Source organism: Actinoplanes sp. KI2, assembly GCF_025630775.1.
Lineage (GTDB): Bacteria > Actinomycetota > Actinomycetes > Mycobacteriales > Micromonosporaceae > Actinoplanes.
In genome coordinates, this window is the sequence record NZ_JAOSZE010000053.1 from 23,771 (window position 1) to 40,067 (window position 16,297).

The following is a 16,297-nucleotide window of genomic DNA, read 5'->3' on the forward strand; positions in this document are numbered from 1 at the left end:
GGGGCTATGGGTGATTTGCGGGTGGTGGTGTGTGGGGGCGGCGCGGCCGCCGGCGTCGGCAGGCTCATCGTCGCGGCGGTCGGTCGAGGCTGGTCCGTCGATGTGACCGCGACCCGGAGTGCGCTCGAGTTCATCGAGACCGCTGAGGTGGTGCGGCTCAGCGGGAAACCGGTGCGGACCACCTACAAGTTCGCGCCCGATGGGCGGCGCATTTCGCCGCCCGCCGACGGGCTGATCGTCGCGCCGGCGACCTTCAACACCGTGAACAAGCTCGCCCTCGGGATCGCCGACACCTATGCGCTCAGCTCTGTCGCCGAGGTGATCGGGCGGGGCGTGCCGACCGTGGTGGTGCCGGCCGTGAACAGCGCGCTCGCCGCCCGGCGGCCGTTCCGGCAGGCGATCGAGAGTTTGCGGTCCGAGGGCGTACGCGTGCTGTTCGGTCCCGAGGACGAGTGGGAACCGCTGCCGCCCGGGCAGAACGACCCGGAGCTCTTCCCCTGGCTGCGAGCACTTGACCTGGTCGAAGAGGCCATCGGTTTGACAACTGTCGATCGAGGCGCTCCGATGAGGTGATGACGAAGCGGTTCGCGGCATTGATCGCGGTCACGGCGCTGGGGTTGAGCATCCCGGCCCAGGCACAGGCGCACGGTACCGACCCGATCAGCAAGATGACCCTGGCCGAGAAGGTCGGCCAGATGTTCGTCTCGTACGTCTACGGCGACAATGCCACCGCGCCGAGTGCCGCGGACGCCGCCGCCAACCGGGCGATGTTCGGCGCCGACGTGAGCACCGGCGCGCAGGCGGTCGCGAAGTACCACCTGGGCGGCGTCATCTACTTCACCTGGAGCCACAACCTCAACGGCCCCGACCAGATCGCCGGGCTCTCCCATGGACTGCAGGCGGCCGCGATGGCGGACTCCGGCATCCCGCTGCAGATCAGCACCGATCAGGAGGGCGGCGTCGTCAACCGGATCGGCGCCCCGCTCGCGGTCTCGCCGGGCAACATGGCGCTCGGGGCGACCTTCGACCCGCGCACCGCCGAGAGCGCCGCCCGAGTCAGCGGCGAGGAGCTCGGGGCGCTGGGCATCAACACCGTCGACGCCCCGGTGGTCGACGTCAACACGAACCCGAAGAACACTGCCGACGGCGTCCGATCGTTCAGCGACCGCACCCCGCACGTCTCCCTCTTCACGAAATATGCGATCAAGGGCTACGCGAGCGCACGGGTCGGGACGCAGGCCAAGCACTTCCCCGGGCTGGGCGACACGACGGTCAACACCGACAACGGCGTGGCGATCACCAACGAGAGCCGCCGGCAGATCCTTGCCACCCACGTCCCGCCCTTCCAGGTGGCGATCAAGAGCGGGGTGACCAGCGTGATGGCCGCGCACATCATCGCGCCGGCGCTCGACCCGACCAACAAGCCGGCCAGCCTGTCCAAGCCGATCATCACCGACCTGTTGCGGAAGAAGCTGCACTTCAACGGCGTAGTGATCACCGACGCGCTGTCCGCGGCTGCCCTCGAGGACTACACCGACCAGCAGATCGTCCTCGACGCGGTGAACGCCGGCGTCGACGAGCTGCTGATGCCCCGCAACGTCCCGCTGGCGATCCGGTCGCTGCTCGACGCCGTCGCCGACGGCACCGTCTCCGAGCAGCGCATCGACCAGTCCGTCCGGCGCATTCTCAAGACCAAAACCTTTGCGCCGTACGTGCCGGAGACGCCGACGGTGGGCACGCCGGAGCATCTGGCGACGATGGCCGACGCCGCCGCCCGCTCGATCACCGTCCTCCGCAAGGACGCCACGCTGCCGCTCCGGGAGGGTGAGCACGTGCTGGTCACCGGCTGGGGCGTGACCACCACGACCAACCTGGCCGCCGCGCTGGGCGCCACCCGGTTCTACACCGGCTCGCCGTCCGACGCGGTGATCGCCCAGGCCGTCGCCGCCGCGGCTCAGGCCGACGTCACCGTGGTCACGACGTACAACGCGTGGAACGACACCACGCAGCAGAAGCTGGTCGCGGCGCTGCTGGCCACCGGCAAGCCGATCGTGGTCGCCGCCGTCGGCGCGCCCTACGATCTGGCCTACTTCCCGTCCGCACCCACCTATGTGGCCGCCTACGACTATCAGCCGGTCTCGGTGACCGCCCTCGCGAACGTTCTCCAGGGGAAGGCGCGGGCAACCGGTCATCTGCCGGTGACGATCGACGGTCTTTACCCGTACGGGAGCGGTTTGTCCGATAGGCGCTAGGCCTGCGGCGATCACCACCCTAACCTGGCCGATGACATGGACCTGCTGGAACGCTCCGACGAGCTCGCCGTCCTGCACCGGCTGCTCGCCGAGACCACCGCCGGCGGCCGGGTCGCGGTGCTCAGCGGCGAGGCCGGTGCGGGCAAGTCCGCGCTGGCCACCGCGTTCGCCGAGGCCGCCGGCCCGCGGGCGCACGTGCTCTGGGGCGCCTGCGACCCGCTGCTGACCCCGCGCGCCCTCGGCCCGCTGCACGACATCGCCCGGGTGCTGGGCGGGCGGCTGCGCGACCGGATCGGCGACGGTGTTCGCAGCGAGGTCTTCGATCTGCTGCTGGAGGCGCTGGACCGGCCGCCGCAGGCGGCTCGCACGGTCGTGGTGCTCGAGGACCTGCACTGGGCGGACGAGGCCACGTTGGACATGGTCGCGTTCCTCGGCCGCCGTCTCGCGCTGTGCCGGGCGCTGCTGCTGCTCACCTACCGTGATGACGAACTTGCCCCCGACCACCGCCTGCGATCGGTCCTGGCCGGACTCCCGCCCGACCGGTCGCGGCGGGTGATCCTCCCGCCGCTGTCCCGGGCGGCGGTGGACCGGCTGGCCGGGCGGGACCGCCCCGAGGTGTACGAGGTGACCGGCGGCAACCCGCTGCTGGTCACCGAGGTGCTGTCGGCCGAGTCGGCGGACATCCCGCCCACCGTCCGTGACCTCGTGCTCTCCCGGCTCGCCACGCTCGGTGAGTCGGCCCGCGCGGTGGCCCGCCTGGTCTCCGTGGTGCCCGCCCGGGCCGAGGCCGACCTGCTCGCCGGCCGGGCCGAGGCGGTCGACGAGTGCCTGGCCCGGGGCGTGCTCACGATCAGCGGGGACGGCGTGGCCTTCCGCCACGAGCTGCTGCGCCGGGCCGTCGAGGGCGCCCTTTCCCCGGTACGCCGCAAGGCCCTGCACGCCGAGGTGCTGTCCGTCCTGATCGAGCGGCCGGGGGTGGACCCGGCCCGGCTCGTGCACCACGCCCACCACGCCGGCGACGCCAAGGCCACCCTGCACTGGGCGCCGATCGCTGCCCGGCGAGCCGCCCAGCTGGGCGCGTACCGGCAGGCCGCCGCCCACTACGCGACCGCGCTGCCGCTGGCCGCCGACCGCCCGGCCGAGGAGCGCGCCGAGCTGCTCGAGGAGTACTCGCTGGCCGCGTACCACGGCGGGCTCGGTGCCGAGGCGATCGACGCCCGGCGGGCCGCGCTGGGGCTGCGCGAGGAGCTCGGCGACCCGCTGCGGATCGGCGACGACCTGCGCTGGATGGCCCGGCTGAGCTGGTGGAACGGCCGGCCGGACGACGCCCGGCGGTACGGCTGGCGTGCGGTCGCGGTGCTCGAGGCGGCCCCGCACGGGCGGGAGCTGGCCGCGGCGTACAGCAATCTCTCGCAGTTGTTCATGCTGGGCAACGAGGAGCGGGCCGGCATCGAGTGGGGCCGCCGGGCCCTTGATCTGGCCCGGCTGACCGGGGACCTGAACACCGAGGTGCACGCGATGGTCAACATCGCCTCGGCGCAGCAGCAGATCGGCGACCCGGAGGGCGTCACCGGGCTGCTGGCCGCGTACGACCGGGCGATCTCGGCGGGGCTGGACGACCACGCCGGCCGCGCCCTGGTCAACCTGGCCTCGGTCGCCGACGACCGGTACGACCTGGACCTGGCCGAGGACACCTTCCGGCGGGTCCTGCCCTTCCTGCTGGCCCGCGACCTGGACGGGTACGCCCGGCACCTGCTCGGGCACAAGGCGCACGTCGAGCTGATCCGCGGCGACTGGGCGGCGGCCGACGAGGACGTCGAGCAGTCGATCTCCGGGGTGCCGATGCCGGGCGCGTTCCTGGTGCCGTCGATGACCGTGCGGGCCCTGCTGCGGGCCCGCCGTGGCACGCCGGGCGCGCACCAGGACGCCGACGCCGCGGCCGAGCGCGGGTACCGGGCCGGCGAGGTGCAGTTCGTCGTCCCGGTCGCGATCACCCTGGCCGAGCTGCACTGGCTGGACGGCGACCTGGAGCGGTCCGCGGCCGAGGCGGAGCGCGGCTACCGGCTCGCGCTGGAGGTCGGCCAGCCGTGGTTCATCGGCGAGCTCGCGTTCTGGCTGTGGCGCTGCGGCCGGCTCGACAAGGCGCCGGAGGAAGCGGCCGAGCCGTTCCGGTTGCTGATCGCGGGGGACTGGCGCGGCGCGGCCGACGCGTGGCAGGCGAAGGGCTGCACGTACCCGCGGGCCGAGGCGCTGTCCTACGGCGACGCCGACGCGACCGCCGAGGCGCTGCGGATCTACGAGCGGCTGGGCGCGGTGGTGCCGGCCCGGCGGTTACGCGGGCTGCTGCGCGAGCGGGGGCTGCCGGTGCCGCGCGGGCCGCGGCCGGCCACGACCACCGATCCGGTCGGGCTGACCGGCCGGCAACGGGAGGTGCTGGCGCTGCTGGCCGAGGGGTTGAGCAACGCCGAGATCGCCGCCCGGCTCACCGTCTCGGCCAAGACCGTCGACCATCATGTGTCGGCTGTGCTGGGCAAACTCGGCGTGCCGAATAGGGGTCAGGCCGCCGCCGAGGCCCGCCGCCGCGGCCTAATATAGGGAGCTTTCCCCATGTGGACCTGGGGGTTCGCTTCCTAACGTCGTTCCCATGACGCAACTTGCGCTCGACGGCCTGACGGCCGAGCAGCAGACCGACCATGTTTCCGCCCCGCCGGCCCACGGCCGCGAGCACATGCCGATGGACTTCGACGTCGGCGGGCTGCCGGGGCTGATCAGCGACCGGTGACCTATCCGGTCTCTTCCAGGGGGGCGGTGAGCCGGTTCGGCGCAATGGGGGCGCCGAACCGGTGCCGGACCGCGGAGCCCAGCGCGCCGGTCACCACCGCGACCCCGGCGGCGGCCAGCCTCTCCAACTCGGGTCGCAGCAGCGGGGTGGCCAGCTTGGCCAGCCCGTGCAACTCCAGCTCCACCCGGTACATGACCTCGGTGGCACCGGGGACGGCCCGGACGAAGACGGTGTCGATGCAGGTGGCGCCCTCGCTGCGGCCGTGCAGGACGAGCCCGCCGGGATCGCTGCTGATCAGCGTGTAGGTCAGCTCGGCGGTCACCCCGTACAGCTTGCGGACGTGCCGCCAGCGCGTGCCGGGCACGATCGGTCCGGTGCCGAGGCGAGTGGTCCGCACGCTCGACCGGTCCCATTCCTGGGCGTTTTCGAAGTCTTGCAGGTAGCCCAGCGCCACGCCCGGGGCGGCCGTCACGGCGAACGTGCGCTCCACGACGATCATCGGCCCCCCAGGGTGTCGGCGTGCTGTCCCAGCGTAATGGCAGCTTCCGTGTCGCGCCCCTGTTTCGCCCCGCGGAGGGCGATCCTATCGATGTGCGTCGAAGTTTCGGACGAACCGCCGCTGCCATGGGGTCTCCACCGCGCGCGGGTGGTAGCGCTCCCGGACATAGCCCACCGCCTCGGCCGCCGGCACCCCATCGAGGATCGCGAGGCAGGCCAGGGCGGTTCCGGTGCGCCCGCGCCCGCCGCCGCAGGCGATCTCGACCCGCTCACCCTCGGCGCGGCGCAGGCTTTCCAGCAAAACCTCGCGGAGGTACGCCGGGTCGGCCGGCAGCCGAAAGTCCGGCCAGCGCACCCAGCGCGACGCCCATCCGAAGTCTGGCGGCTTCCCGCCCAGCAGGTACACGCCGAAGGCCGGTGGATGGCCGGACGGCATCGGGTCGCGCAGCCCGCGCCCGCGCACCAGCCGCCCCGACGGCAACGTCAGCACCCCGGCCTCACCCGGCCGCCAAAGTTGCTCGTTCCGCACCCCACCATCCTGCTACAGTCGCGCCCATGCACAGCTTCAGCGACCGACGCCGGCGATCCGACGACCGCCGCTGCTGAGTTGTGCCCTTCCGCCGGCGGGTCGATCCCGCCGGTGACCAGGTGACCGGTCGACCCGCCTTGTCGCGTACGTCGATGGGTTGCCGATGAATCTCGAAGCTCTGCTCGCCGACCGGCTGACGGCGGCGTTCGCCGCCGTGGCCGGCGAAACCGTCGATCCGGTGGTGCGGCAGTCGCAGCACGCCGACTTCCAATCCGGCGCCGCGCTGGCGTTGGCCCGGCGGCTGGGCCGGCCGCCGCGCGAGGTCGCGACCGAGGTGGCCGGCCGGGCCGACCTGGCCGGCGTCGCCGCCGTCGAGGTCTCCGGGCCCGGCTTCCTCAACCTCACCGTGGACGACGCGGTGCTGACCGCCGCGGTCGACGCGCTCGACGACGACCGGCTCGGCGTCGCGCCGGTCGCGGCGCCCGAACGGATCGTCATCGACTACTCCGGCCCGAACGCGGCCAAGGAGCTCCAGGTCGGTCACCTGCGGTCGACGATCATCGGGGACGCGCTCGCGAGACTGCTCGCCTGGCTCGGGCACGACGTGCTCCGGCGCAACCACCTCGGCGACTGGGGCACCCAGTTCGGCATGCTCATCGAGCACATGATCGATCTCGGTGGGACGGACGCCGAGCATTCGCTGGGCGACCTGACCGACTTCTACCGGGCCGCCCGGCGCAAGTTCGACGGGGATACTGAGCCTTCAGTCCGGTCAAGGGCGGTGGCGGGGCGGTCGGACGGGGAGGACTTCAAGAGGCGGGCGCGGCTGCGGGTGGTGGCGTTGCAGTCGGGGGACGAGCTGACCCGGACGCTGTGGCGGCGGCTGATCGAGCAGACCGAGCGGACCTTTCTGGACGCGTACGGCCGGCTCGGGGTCACCCTCACCATGGACGACTTCGTCGGCGAGAGCTTCTACCAGGACCAGCTCGCCTCGGTGCTGGCCGAACTGGACGCGAAGGGCCTGCTGGTGGCGAGCGAGGGAGCGCTGTGCGTGTTCCCGGACGGGTTCGCCGGCCGCGACGGCGAACCGTTGCCGCTGATCGTGCGCAAGAGCGACGGCGGTTTCGGGTACGCCGCGACCGACCTCGCCGCGCTGCGGCACCGGGTGCGGGAGCTGGGCGCCACCCGGCTGCTCTACGTGGTCGGTGCGCCGCAGCGGACCCACTTCCGGATGGTCTTCGAGGTGGGCCGGCTGGCGGGCTGGCTGCCGGACGGGGTGACCGCCGAGCACATCGAGTTCGGCTCGATCCTCGGCGCCGACGGCAAGATGTTCAAGACGCGGTCCGGCGACAACGTCCGGCTGGCCGATCTGCTCGACGAGGCCTGTGTTCGCGCGACGTCGCCGGCCGTGGGGGTCGGCGCGATCAAGTACGCCGACCTGTCCGGCGACCGGCGCTCCGACTACGTCTTCGACTGGGACCGGATGCTGGCCGCCACCGGGAACACCGGGCCGTACCTGCAGTACGCGTACGCCCGGATCCGCTCGATCTTCCGGCAGGCCGGCCCAGCCGCGACCGGCCCGGTCGTGCTCGGCCACCCCGCAGAGCGGCGTCTCGCCCTCGCCCTGCTCGGCTTCGAGCCGGCCGTGACCGCCGCGGCCGGCCTGCGGGAGCCGCACCGGCTCGCGTCCTACCTGCACGATCTCGCGGTGGCGTTCACCGGCTTCTATGAGACGTGCCCGGTACTGCGGGCGGCGGGACAGACCCGGGCGAGCCGGCTCACGCTGGCCGACCGGACCGCCCGCACGCTGGCCCTCGGCCTGTCGCTGCTCGGAATCGATCTCCCCGATGAGATGTAGCAAGCGGGATGGTGATTTCTTCCGGTGTCGATGCGTCGGCGGTTAGGGTGCCTGGAAGCGGGCCTACCAGGCACGCTTTCCAAACCCGAAAGGTTCGTGATGACCTCACCCGCCGGTGTCTCGCGGCGCACAGTGATCGCCGCCTCGGCCGCCGCCGCGGCGGCCCCGCTCGCGTTCTCGCAGGCCGCGCAGGCCCACGGCAAGGGCGGCCACCCCGCTCCCGAGCCGCAGACCTTCCACCTCACCGTGCTGGGCACATCGGACACCCACGGCAACGTCTACAACTGGGACTACTACAAGGACGCCGAGTACGACGACGCCGCGCACAACGACGTCGGGGTGGCCAAGCTCGCCGCGCTGGTCAACAAGATCCGCGCGGAGGCGACCGGGGCGACGCTCGTGCTCGACGCCGGCGACACCATTCAGGGCACGCCGCTGGCCACGTACTACGCCAAGCAGGAGCCGATCACCACGACCGGTGAGAAGCACCCGATGGCCCGGGCCATGAACGTGCTGCACTACGACGCGGTGACGCTCGGCAACCACGAGTTCAACTACGGCCTGCCGCTGCTGAACCTGTGGATCCGCCAGCTCGGGTTCCCGGCGCTCGCCGCGAACTGTGTCAGCGCGAAGACCGGCCGGCCCGCGTACACGCCGTACATCATCAAGAAGGTCTCGCTCGGCAAGCACGCGCCGACGCTGCGCGTGGGCATCCTGGGCCTCACCAACCCGGGCGTGGCCATCTGGGACCGCGCCAACGTCGAGGGCAAGCTGGAGTTCCTCGACATGGTGAGCACCGCGGCCAAGTGGGTGCCGGTGATGCGGCGCTGCGGTGCCGACCTCGTGATCATCTCGGCGCACGGCGGCGACTCGGGCACCTCGAGCTACGGCCCCGACCTGCCGAACGAGAACCCGGTCGCACTGATCGCCCAGCAGGTGCCCGGTATCGACGCGATCCTGTTCGGCCACGCCCACCTGGACATCCCGCAGCGGTTCGTGACCAACACGGCCACCGGCGCGCAGGTGCTCACCTCCGAGCCGTCGAAGTGGGGCCAGCGGCTCACCAGGATGGACTTCGACCTGGTCCGATCGCAAGGCCGGTGGCAGGTCGTCAGCAAGGCCGCGACCACGCTGAACACCAACACGGTCGACGCCGACCCGGCGGTGCTGGCCGCGGTGAAGGCCCAGCACGCCAAGACCGTCGCGTACGTCAACCAGGTCGTCGCCCGGTCGACCGAGGAGCTGTCGGCCGCCACCTCGCGGTACGAGGACACCGCGATCCTCGACTACATCAACAAGGTGCAGACCGACACGGTCGCCGCCGCCCTGGCCGGCGGCCCGTACGCGGCGCTGCCGGTGCTGTCGATCGCGGCGCCGTTCAGCCGGACCGCGGTCTTCCCGAAGGGCGACGTCAAGATCAAGGACGTGGCCGGCCTGTACATCTACGACAACACGCTCGAAGCAGTCGTGATGACCGGCGCCGAGGTGAAGGCATACCTCGAGTACTCGGCGAAGTACTTCGTGACGCTCGCGCCGGACGCCCCAGTCGACCCGAACACGATCAACGACCCGTCGGTGCCCGACTACAACTACGACACGCTCTCCGGCGTCGACTACGACATCGACATCAGCAAGCCGGTCGGCTCGCGAATCACCCGCCTGCAGATCAACGGCGCCGACGTCGACCCGGCGGCGCAGTTCGTGGTGGCGGTGAACAACTACCGGCGCTCGGGCGGCGGCAACTTCCCCGGCATCGTGAAGACCCAGGTCTACAACGAGCAGAAGGAGATCCGCCAACTGCTGATCGACTGGGCCCAGGCCAAGGGCGTGATCGACCCGGCCGACTTCTTCGTGCGGAACTGGCAGCTCGTCCGCAACGGCGTACCCGTGAAGTTCTGAGTTTGCAGGGGGCGCCCCTCCCGTGAGGGGCGCCCCTGTTGCTCACTTGGCGACGGGGACCTGCATTTCCGTCACCCACTTGTCGAACTCGCCGGGCGGGCAGTCGAGGTAGACCTCGCGGGCGAAGCCCGGCTCGACCGTGCGGTAGCCGTTGTCGTCGATCCAGTTCGCGATCTTCTGCCCGGTGCGGAACGCCTCGGACATCGGGCCCTCGTGCAGCGCCGTCGCCGCCTGCTCGACCGAGGGCAGCACCGCCACGTCGAAGCCCGGGTCGGCGCCGACCTCCGCGTCGCCGATCGGGAACGCCGCGTGCACGGTGATCGTCTCGTCGCCCGGGCCGGTCGGCGCCGGCAGGTAGTAGGCGATCGGCGCGCCGCACATCGAGACGCCGCTCTTCTCCATCAGCTCCATCAGCCGCGGATAGAGCGGGCTCAGATTTTCGGTGATCGACGTCGGGTCGTCGTAGCTCGTCGCCGTCGCGGACAACTCCGCGACCCGCAGCGGCGGCAGGCTCTTGAGGATCACGTCCCCGGTGTCCATGTGTCCCTCGCTCTCGATCAAGCGGAGACGTGCGTCGACCAGCGCCAGCCGCACCGCGTCCCGCTGCACCTGAGCCTCCAGCTCGGCCCGCCGCAGGCGCAGCATGCCGCGCAGCTCACCGGCGTCGACCTTCTCGTCGATGAGCGCCTGCACCTGCTGCAGGGAGAAGCCGAGGTCCTTGAGGGCGATCACCCGGTTGAGCAGCTTGAGCTGGCTCGCCGTGTAGTAGCGGTAACCGGTGTGCGGGTCGACGTGGGCGGGTGGCAGCAAGCCGATGGCGTCGTAGTGCCGCAACATGCGCACCGACACCCGGCTCAGGCCGGCGAAGTCTCCGATAGTGAACATCGTCCTCTTAGCCTCCGGCCTGACACGGTGTGAGGGTCAATCCCCGACTACGCCGCCGGTTCGGTCGTCGGCGTCGTCGTCGGCGGTGTCGTGGGCGTCGTCGTCGGTGGTGTGGTGGGCGTCGTCGTCGGTGGTGTCGTCGGGGTGCTCTTGGTCGGCGTGGCGGTGGCCGACGCCGAGGCGCTCGCCGACGCCGACGCGCTCGCCGAGGCCGGCCCGCCCTTGGACGAGTTCGGCTTCGCGTTGTGCGCCTTCGTGCTCGACGAAGGCAGCGGGAGCGGTGCCACCGTCTCCGGCTGCTGCTCGGTCGGGGTGGTGGTCACGGTGAACGGCTTGCCCTTCTCCTCCGGCGAGGCGGAGCCGTGCAGGATGATCGCCAGGGTCAGGCCGAGGGCCAGCACGGCGATCACCGCGATCGCCATGGCCAGCGCGGTCTGGCTGCGCGGCCGGCGGTACGGCGGCGGCGATGCCGGGATCAGCAGCTCGCGCTGCACCGGCACGGTGCGGCCCGTCGAGCCCGGCCCGATGCGGCCCGTCGAGCCCGGCCCGGTGCGGCTCGGTGGCGCCGGGCTGAGCGGGGCGAGCATCGTGGTGCCGGTCATCCGCTTCCAGTCCAGCGGGCCGGCCGCCTCGAACGCCGCCTCGGCGAACTCGGCGGCGGTCGCGAACCGGTCGGCGGGCTGCTTGGCCATCGCCCGGGCGATCAGGTCGCGCACCTGCGGCGGCACGTGCGCCGGCAGCGGCTCGGGCTCCTCCTCCAGGTGGCGCAGGGCCACCTGGAGCGCGTTGTCGCCGTCGAACGGCGGGTGGCCGGCGATGCAGTGGTACGCCACCGCGCCCAGCGCGTAGATGTCGGTCGCGGCCGTGACCTTGCCCTTGGCGACCTGCTCGGGGGCCATGTAGAGGGCGGTGCCGACGATCGCGTTGAGCTGTGTGACGCTGGTCACCGCGGCCGAGCGGGCGACGCCGAAGTCGACCAGCACCACCGCGCCGGTCGGCCGGACGATCAGGTTGCCCGGCTTGACGTCCCGGTGCACCACGCCGACCTCGTGTGCGGCGTGCAGCGCGTCGGCGGCCTGGGCGACGACCGACATGGTCTCGCCGACCGACATCGGGCCCTGACGCACCCGGCCGGAGAGCGCCTCGCCCTCCACGTACGCCATCACCAGGTAGGCCACTTGGTCATCGGAGGCGTCGTCGGCGCCGGCGTAGTCGTACACCTCGACGACGCCCGGGTGGCGGAACGAGGCCATCATCCGGGCCTCGCCGTAGAAGCGGGCGGAGAACTCCGGGTCGCTCAGCATCGCGGTCTTCAGCACCTTGACCGCGATGACCCGGCCGAGCACCACGTCGGTGCCCTTCCAGACCTCGCCCATGCCCCCGGTCGCGATGCGCTCTTCCAACCGATACCGGTTGCCCAGGAGTAACCCCGCAGACAGCACCGCTGGACCTTATCTAATCGGGTGGCTTGGCCACAGCACACGAACGTCGCTCAACTCTACAGACGCCTCTCCGCTACCGGGACGCCAGCGGAGGCACTCGGGTGCCGGCCGCCGAATCGGCGATGAGCTGGGCGAGCCGCCGCTCCCGGGTTTCCGGACGCTTGGCACTGATCACCCAATGGGTGGCCGCCCGCCGGTAGTACGCGGACTGCCCGCAGAACCACTCCCACGCCTTCGCGTCGGCCTGGAACCGCGCGATCTGCTCCGGATCGAAGGACCCGTCCTGCTCGTACGAGTAGGCCGGGGCCTGATCGACTTTGCGCAGCTCGAAGGCTCGCACCCCGGCCGGAGTCATGAGCCCGCGGCCGGTCAGTTCGGTGATCTTGGCGATGTTGACCGAGCTCCACACGCTGCCCTTGCGGCGCGGCGTGAACCGCACCCGGTAGCGCTGCTCGTCCAGGCTGCGGGCGACGCTGTCGATCCAGCCGAAGCAGAGCGCCTGCTCGATCGCCTCCGGGTGGGTGACCCCGGTCCGCCCCGAGCCCTTCTTCCAGTAGCCGACGAACAACTCGGCCGCGGAGTCATGATGGGCCTCGAACCAGGCGCGCAGGTCAGCGGCGGTGTCGAAGAACAGTGCGTCCACCGGGACAGCGTAGGGCCGGGCGGCAAAGAGCTCCGCCCGGCGACCGATCTGTGGTATGTCTCAGCCGCGGCCGGTGATGATCACGGCGGTCTCGGCCAGTTCCTGCTCCTCCTGGGCGGCCTCGCGGGTCAGCACCCGGCGGCCGTACGCGGCGGCGGCCCAGCCGGCCGCGATCCCGGCCAGCGCGGTCAGCGTCAGCAGGCCCCACGGGCGGCTCGGGCGGCGCCCGGCCAGCGCGTCCGCCGCGGCGTTGGCCCGCCGCCAGGCCTCGTCCGCCCAGTCCTGGCCCTTGTCGCCGGCGACCGCGGCCGCCTTCGTGGCGGTGTTACCGGCCGCCGACATGGCCGAGGAAAGGTACTCCCAGGCCTGGTCGGCGGTTCGCTCGGCTTTGCTCTTTGTCGAGAACATCGTCGGTTTCTCTCCTCTTGCGCTCGCCGTACCTCGTTCACCTGCCCGTACGCGCCATGCGCGAAACGTGTCCGCTGTGGACGCCATCACGTTTCGGAAACGACTGGACGTACCCCGGTAGTCTTGACACGGTTCACACGGGTCACTCAGGTGGCTAACAGGTTCAGGGCCTAGCCTTTTGGTCAGTCTCACCGAACCTTCGGGGGTGGTCTCGCCGCCCCCAGCGTGACACGGGACACAGCATTGCTCTACGCTGCGTCGCGGCCCGCGCACAGAGAAGCTGACGCCCGGGAGTCCGGGCGGTGGAGGGAATTGGCGTGACGCTGTCGATAACGACGTCGACGCTTGCCGACGGTGTGGTGGAGGTCTCGCCCAGCGGCGAGATCGACGTGGAGAACGCGTACGAGATTCGCGAGGCGGTGGCGGCCCAGCTCGGCGACCCGCAGCTCGCCCGCATAGAGCTCAATTTGCAGGCCGTGACCTTCATCGACTCCGTAGGCATCAGCGCGCTCGTGGCCGCCTTCCAGCTCGCCGCGGTCAGCGAGGTCAAGCTGATCGTGACCCAGCCCAGCCGCTTCGCTCATCGCCAGCTGTGGGTGACCGGCCTGCTCGGCCTCTTCGGCAACCCGCAGCCGTTCGACGACGGCGCCGAGAGCGAGCGGCCCGCCTTCTCCGCCTAGGCGGCGGCCCGGCCCGCGTTCTCCGCCCTGGCGGCGGCCCGGCCCGCGTTCTCCGCCCTGGCGGCGGCCCGGCCCGCGTTCTCCGCCCTGGCGGCTGCCCCGCATGGCGGCTGCCCCGCCTGGTGATGCGGCGCGGTGCTCTGCTCGGCGGGGGCGTCACAGCGCCGGCGAGTGCACCTCTACCGCGTCGAGGCTGAAGCGGACGTCCGCGGCCTCCACCGGGGCGCGTAGCGGCGTGACCACGGCGAAGTGCTCGGCCAGCGCCGCCAGGTCGGTCTGCGGCTCCAGCAGCTCGTCGGCGGCCTGCACGGCGGTGCGCACGAAGCCCTCGCCGGCCTCGGCGATGCTCATCTGCACCTGGCCGAACTGCGCGAGCGACGCCCGGCGCAGCCCGCGGATGCCGTCCAGGTGCAGGTCGGGCACGTTGAGGTTGAAGACGGTGCCGCCCGCGGTGTGCCGCAGCGTGGGTATCAGCCGCACGGCGAGCTCGGCGGCGCTGCTCCAATGGCGCTTCTCGTCGTCCGCCTCGCTGATCACGTCCAGGGCGGCGCCGCCGCTGCGTGACGAGGCCGCCCGCGGCGAGAGCACGTCCAGCGAGACCGCGAGACCGTGCAGTCCCGCGTACGAGGCGGTCAGCGTCGCACCCACCGTCCCCGAGTGCACCACCGCCGACCCGGCATTGGCCCCCCGGTTGATCCCGGAGAGCACCATCGTGGGCACCTCGCCGAACGCCTCGCGCAGCGCGAGCAGCACGATGTACGCCGGGGACGCGGCCACGGCGTACGCGGGAATGTGCCGCGCCCCGGTGATCTCGCGCTTGTGCAGAATGATCTTGCCGTGCTCCTCGACCGCGGTCATCGCGGCGCTGCTGCCGCTCGACTCGCTGACCGGCGCGGCCACGACCACGTCGTGTCCCTCCCGGGCGGCGGCCCGCGCCAGGTGGCGGAGGCCGGGCGACTCGATGCCGTCGTCGTTGGTGACCAGGATTCGTGTCATCGTGCCTTCTTGATCGGGGTGAGCTTGATCCGCTCGGTGAGAACATGGACCGCGTCCAGGTGTCCCGTGCCGAGACCGTGCCGGGTGACGTTCAAGGCGCCGGCGGCCGCCCCGGTGCGGACCGCCTCGCACATCTCGCCGCCTCGGGCGAGCACCGTGGCGACGCCGGCGGTCATCGAGTCGCCCGCGCCCCGGCCGTCGGTGGGGGTCAGCCTGGGCGTGCCGACCCGGTAGATCTCCTCGTTGATCAGCGCCAGCGCGCCCATGTCCGCCCGGGACACCAGGGCCGCCTGTGCGCCGTCGTGGTGCAGCTTGACCAGCGCGTCGGTGAGGTGCTTCTCGGAGTCGTCGGGCGAGAGGCCGTCGGCGATGAGCTCCTCGTGGCTGACCTTCACGACGTCGAGGCCGGCCGACAGCACCGCCTTCAGGTGGTCGCCGCACAGGTCGGCGATCACCTTGCAGCCGTTGGCGCGGAGGTCGGCGGCGAGTCGGCGGTAGACGTCGGGCCGGATGACGGAGGGGTGCGCGGGGCCGCTGAGGATGGCGATGCCGGCCCGCAGCCCCTCGGCCAGGGCCAGGTTGTAGAGCTCGTCCAGCTCGTGGCGGGTGAACGGTGCGCCGGCTATCTCGGCGAGCGACCGGCGCTGCCCGTCCCGGCGGTCGTGCACGTACCAGCCGCTGCCGGTCTCGCGCTGGACGGTGCGCAGCGTGACGCCCTTGAAGTCGAGCAGCGGCTTGAGGACCCGGCCGACCTCGCCGCCCACGGCAGCGCAGAGAGTCACCTCGGCGCCGAGCGAGGTGATCATGCGGGTCTGCCAGATGCCCTGTCCGCCGGGGTGGACATGCAGCTCGGGCTGGTCATGCTGCTGCTCGATGGTCACGGTGAGTTGAGGTGCCGGCGCGAAGACCATGACCCGAGCGTCGCTCATATCCGACATAGTCCACTTTTGCGGGCGGCATGGTCTGGCAAATCCCGCAAAAGCGATGGAATCTCAGATTTCAAGCGCCTCGTCGGTGAGGTCCTGCAACGCGCTGGTGAGTGCCGGCTGCTGCCGCAACAGGTCCTCCAGCCGCACCCGCCACTTGCCGGCCTCGATGTCGGCGACGTTCCGGTCGCCGCCGGTCTCGACCAGGGCGGTCAGCAGCCGCTGCCGGGTGTCGGCGAACTGGCCGTAGACCTCGCTGCCCAGCCGGCTCAGCACCCGGGCCGCGAACTGGTCGGAGTGCGGGCTGCGGGCGGCCTGGACGAATGCCCGAGCGCCGTCCCAGGCAACCCGGGGCTGGTGGGTGTACGCCTGAGTCATGACTGTGTCCCCTCCGTGATGACTTGGCCACTAAGCGTAGTGATAGGGCTGACGTGTGATCAGGATGCCCGTGATCTGTGATGATCGCCATACCGATGGCCAGATCCCCGCAAGGCGGCAA

The 16,297-nt window shown here is 71.5% G+C and carries 16 protein-coding genes; 7 read left to right on the plus strand and 9 right to left on the minus strand.

Annotation, left to right across the window (positions count from 1 at the left end; genetic code table 11):
* The first annotated feature begins 6 nt into the window (after nucleotides 1-6).
* The 4 genes from ODJ79_RS39540 to ODJ79_RS39555 are packed head-to-tail and all read left to right on the plus strand — an operon-like array spanning nucleotide 7 to nucleotide 5,034.
* On the plus strand, nucleotides 7-573 hold the full coding sequence (locus ODJ79_RS39540) for a flavoprotein (protein ID WP_263028830.1): 567 nt from the start codon (nucleotides 7-9) through the stop codon (nucleotides 571-573).
* The gene (locus tag ODJ79_RS39545) at nucleotides 573-2,252 is read left to right on the plus strand and encodes a glycoside hydrolase family 3 protein (RefSeq protein ID WP_263028831.1); all 1,680 of its coding nucleotides are present in this window, start codon (nucleotides 573-575) and stop codon (nucleotides 2,250-2,252) included. Before ODJ79_RS39540 ends, ODJ79_RS39545 begins: the two co-directional genes overlap by 1 nt.
* 36 nt (nucleotides 2,253-2,288) lie before the next feature.
* Nucleotides 2,289-4,847, plus strand: coding sequence for an ATP-binding protein (locus tag ODJ79_RS39550; protein WP_263028832.1), 2,559 nt, complete (start codon nucleotides 2,289-2,291; stop codon nucleotides 4,845-4,847).
* 49 nt (nucleotides 4,848-4,896) lie between these two features.
* On the plus strand, nucleotides 4,897-5,034 hold the full coding sequence (locus ODJ79_RS39555; protein ID WP_263028833.1) for a hypothetical protein: 138 nt from the start codon (nucleotides 4,897-4,899) through the stop codon (nucleotides 5,032-5,034).
* Between the two features lies 1 nt (nucleotide 5,035).
* Here ODJ79_RS39555 and ODJ79_RS39560 read toward each other — a convergent pair whose 3' ends face one another.
* Nucleotides 5,036-5,533: an SRPBCC family protein gene (locus tag ODJ79_RS39560; RefSeq protein WP_263028834.1), complete on the minus strand. Its 498-nt coding sequence runs from the start codon at nucleotides 5,531-5,533 to the stop codon at nucleotides 5,036-5,038.
* Between the two features lie 84 nt (nucleotides 5,534-5,617).
* Complete coding sequence (locus tag ODJ79_RS39565) at nucleotides 5,618-6,061, minus strand: protein phosphatase (protein WP_263028835.1); 444 nt, start codon at nucleotides 6,059-6,061, stop codon at nucleotides 5,618-5,620.
* 163 nt (nucleotides 6,062-6,224) lie between these two features.
* Here ODJ79_RS39565 and argS point away from each other — a divergent pair, with 163 nt between their 5' ends.
* Nucleotides 6,225-7,919, plus strand: a complete 1,695-nt coding sequence (gene argS / locus ODJ79_RS39570; protein WP_263028836.1) for an arginine--tRNA ligase — start codon at nucleotides 6,225-6,227, stop codon at nucleotides 7,917-7,919.
* Nucleotides 7,920-8,018: 99 nt separating this feature from the next.
* Nucleotides 8,019-9,818 carry a bifunctional metallophosphatase/5'-nucleotidase gene (locus ODJ79_RS39575; RefSeq protein ID WP_263028837.1) on the plus strand — a complete coding sequence of 600 codons (1,800 nt, stop codon included), beginning with the start codon at nucleotides 8,019-8,021 and terminating at the stop codon, nucleotides 9,816-9,818.
* Nucleotides 9,819-9,860: 42 nt separating this feature from the next.
* Here the strand turns inward: ODJ79_RS39575 and ODJ79_RS39580 are convergent, their stop codons facing one another.
* The 4 genes from ODJ79_RS39580 to ODJ79_RS39595 all read right to left on the minus strand — a co-directional run bounded on the left by ODJ79_RS39580 (nucleotide 9,861) and on the right by ODJ79_RS39595 (nucleotide 13,196).
* Nucleotides 9,861-10,703: a MerR family transcriptional regulator gene (locus ODJ79_RS39580; protein WP_263028838.1), complete on the minus strand. Its 843-nt coding sequence runs from the start codon at nucleotides 10,701-10,703 to the stop codon at nucleotides 9,861-9,863.
* Between the two features lie 47 nt (nucleotides 10,704-10,750).
* Nucleotides 10,751-12,145 carry a serine/threonine-protein kinase gene (locus ODJ79_RS39585; protein WP_263028839.1) on the minus strand — a complete coding sequence of 465 codons (1,395 nt, stop codon included), beginning with the start codon at nucleotides 12,143-12,145 and terminating at the stop codon, nucleotides 10,751-10,753.
* 73 nt (nucleotides 12,146-12,218) lie between these two features.
* Nucleotides 12,219-12,788 (minus strand): YdeI/OmpD-associated family protein, encoded by a 570-nt coding sequence (locus ODJ79_RS39590; protein WP_263028840.1) that lies wholly within the window; start codon nucleotides 12,786-12,788, stop codon nucleotides 12,219-12,221.
* Between the two features lie 60 nt (nucleotides 12,789-12,848).
* Nucleotides 12,849-13,196, minus strand: a complete 348-nt coding sequence (locus ODJ79_RS39595; RefSeq protein ID WP_263028841.1) for a hypothetical protein — start codon at nucleotides 13,194-13,196, stop codon at nucleotides 12,849-12,851.
* 317 nt (nucleotides 13,197-13,513) lie between these two features.
* Between ODJ79_RS39595 and ODJ79_RS39600 the strand changes: the two genes are divergently transcribed.
* Nucleotides 13,514-13,876 (plus strand): STAS domain-containing protein, encoded by a 363-nt coding sequence (locus tag ODJ79_RS39600; protein WP_263028842.1) that lies wholly within the window; start codon nucleotides 13,514-13,516, stop codon nucleotides 13,874-13,876.
* Between the two features lie 156 nt (nucleotides 13,877-14,032).
* Here ODJ79_RS39600 and surE read toward each other — a convergent pair whose 3' ends face one another.
* The 3 genes from surE to ODJ79_RS39615 form a co-directional block, all read right to left on the minus strand.
* Nucleotides 14,033-14,872, minus strand: a complete 840-nt coding sequence (surE, locus tag ODJ79_RS39605; RefSeq protein ID WP_263028843.1) for a 5'/3'-nucleotidase SurE — start codon at nucleotides 14,870-14,872, stop codon at nucleotides 14,033-14,035.
* Entirely contained in the window at nucleotides 14,869-15,801 is a 933-nt protein-coding gene (locus ODJ79_RS39610) for a 1-phosphofructokinase family hexose kinase (RefSeq protein ID WP_263028844.1), read from the minus strand. The genes surE and ODJ79_RS39610 overlap by 4 nt, the downstream gene beginning before the upstream one ends.
* A gap of 63 nt (nucleotides 15,802-15,864) precedes the next feature.
* Nucleotides 15,865-16,176, minus strand: coding sequence for a hypothetical protein (locus ODJ79_RS39615; RefSeq protein ID WP_263028845.1), 312 nt, complete (start codon nucleotides 16,174-16,176; stop codon nucleotides 15,865-15,867).
* Between the last annotated feature and the right edge of the window lie 121 nt (nucleotides 16,177-16,297).

Excerpts from the sequence above, each read along its gene's own strand:
- ODJ79_RS39615 (WP_263028845.1), bottom strand. The coding sequence starts at position 16,176 with ATGACTCAGGCGTACACCCACCAGCCCCGGGTTGCCTGGGACGGCGCT.
- ODJ79_RS39540 (WP_263028830.1), top strand. The coding sequence starts at position 7 with ATGGGTGATTTGCGGGTGGTGGTGTGTGGGGGCGGCGCGGCCGCCGGC.
- ODJ79_RS39610 (WP_263028844.1), bottom strand. The coding sequence starts at position 15,801 with ATGAGCGACGCTCGGGTCATGGTCTTCGCGCCGGCACCTCAACTCACC.
- ODJ79_RS39545 (WP_263028831.1), top strand. The coding sequence starts at position 573 with ATGACGAAGCGGTTCGCGGCATTGATCGCGGTCACGGCGCTGGGGTTG.
- surE (WP_263028843.1), bottom strand. The coding sequence starts at position 14,872 with ATGACACGAATCCTGGTCACCAACGACGACGGCATCGAGTCGCCCGGC.
- argS (WP_263028836.1), top strand. The coding sequence starts at position 6,225 with ATGAATCTCGAAGCTCTGCTCGCCGACCGGCTGACGGCGGCGTTCGCC.
- ODJ79_RS39580 (WP_263028838.1), bottom strand. The coding sequence starts at position 10,703 with ATGTTCACTATCGGAGACTTCGCCGGCCTGAGCCGGGTGTCGGTGCGC.
- ODJ79_RS39550 (WP_263028832.1), top strand. The coding sequence starts at position 2,289 with ATGGACCTGCTGGAACGCTCCGACGAGCTCGCCGTCCTGCACCGGCTG.
- ODJ79_RS39595 (WP_263028841.1), bottom strand. The coding sequence starts at position 13,196 with ATGTTCTCGACAAAGAGCAAAGCCGAGCGAACCGCCGACCAGGCCTGG.
- ODJ79_RS39575 (WP_263028837.1), top strand. The coding sequence starts at position 8,019 with ATGACCTCACCCGCCGGTGTCTCGCGGCGCACAGTGATCGCCGCCTCG.
- ODJ79_RS39560 (WP_263028834.1), bottom strand. The coding sequence starts at position 5,533 with ATGATCGTCGTGGAGCGCACGTTCGCCGTGACGGCCGCCCCGGGCGTG.
- ODJ79_RS39555 (WP_263028833.1), top strand. The coding sequence starts at position 4,897 with ATGACGCAACTTGCGCTCGACGGCCTGACGGCCGAGCAGCAGACCGAC.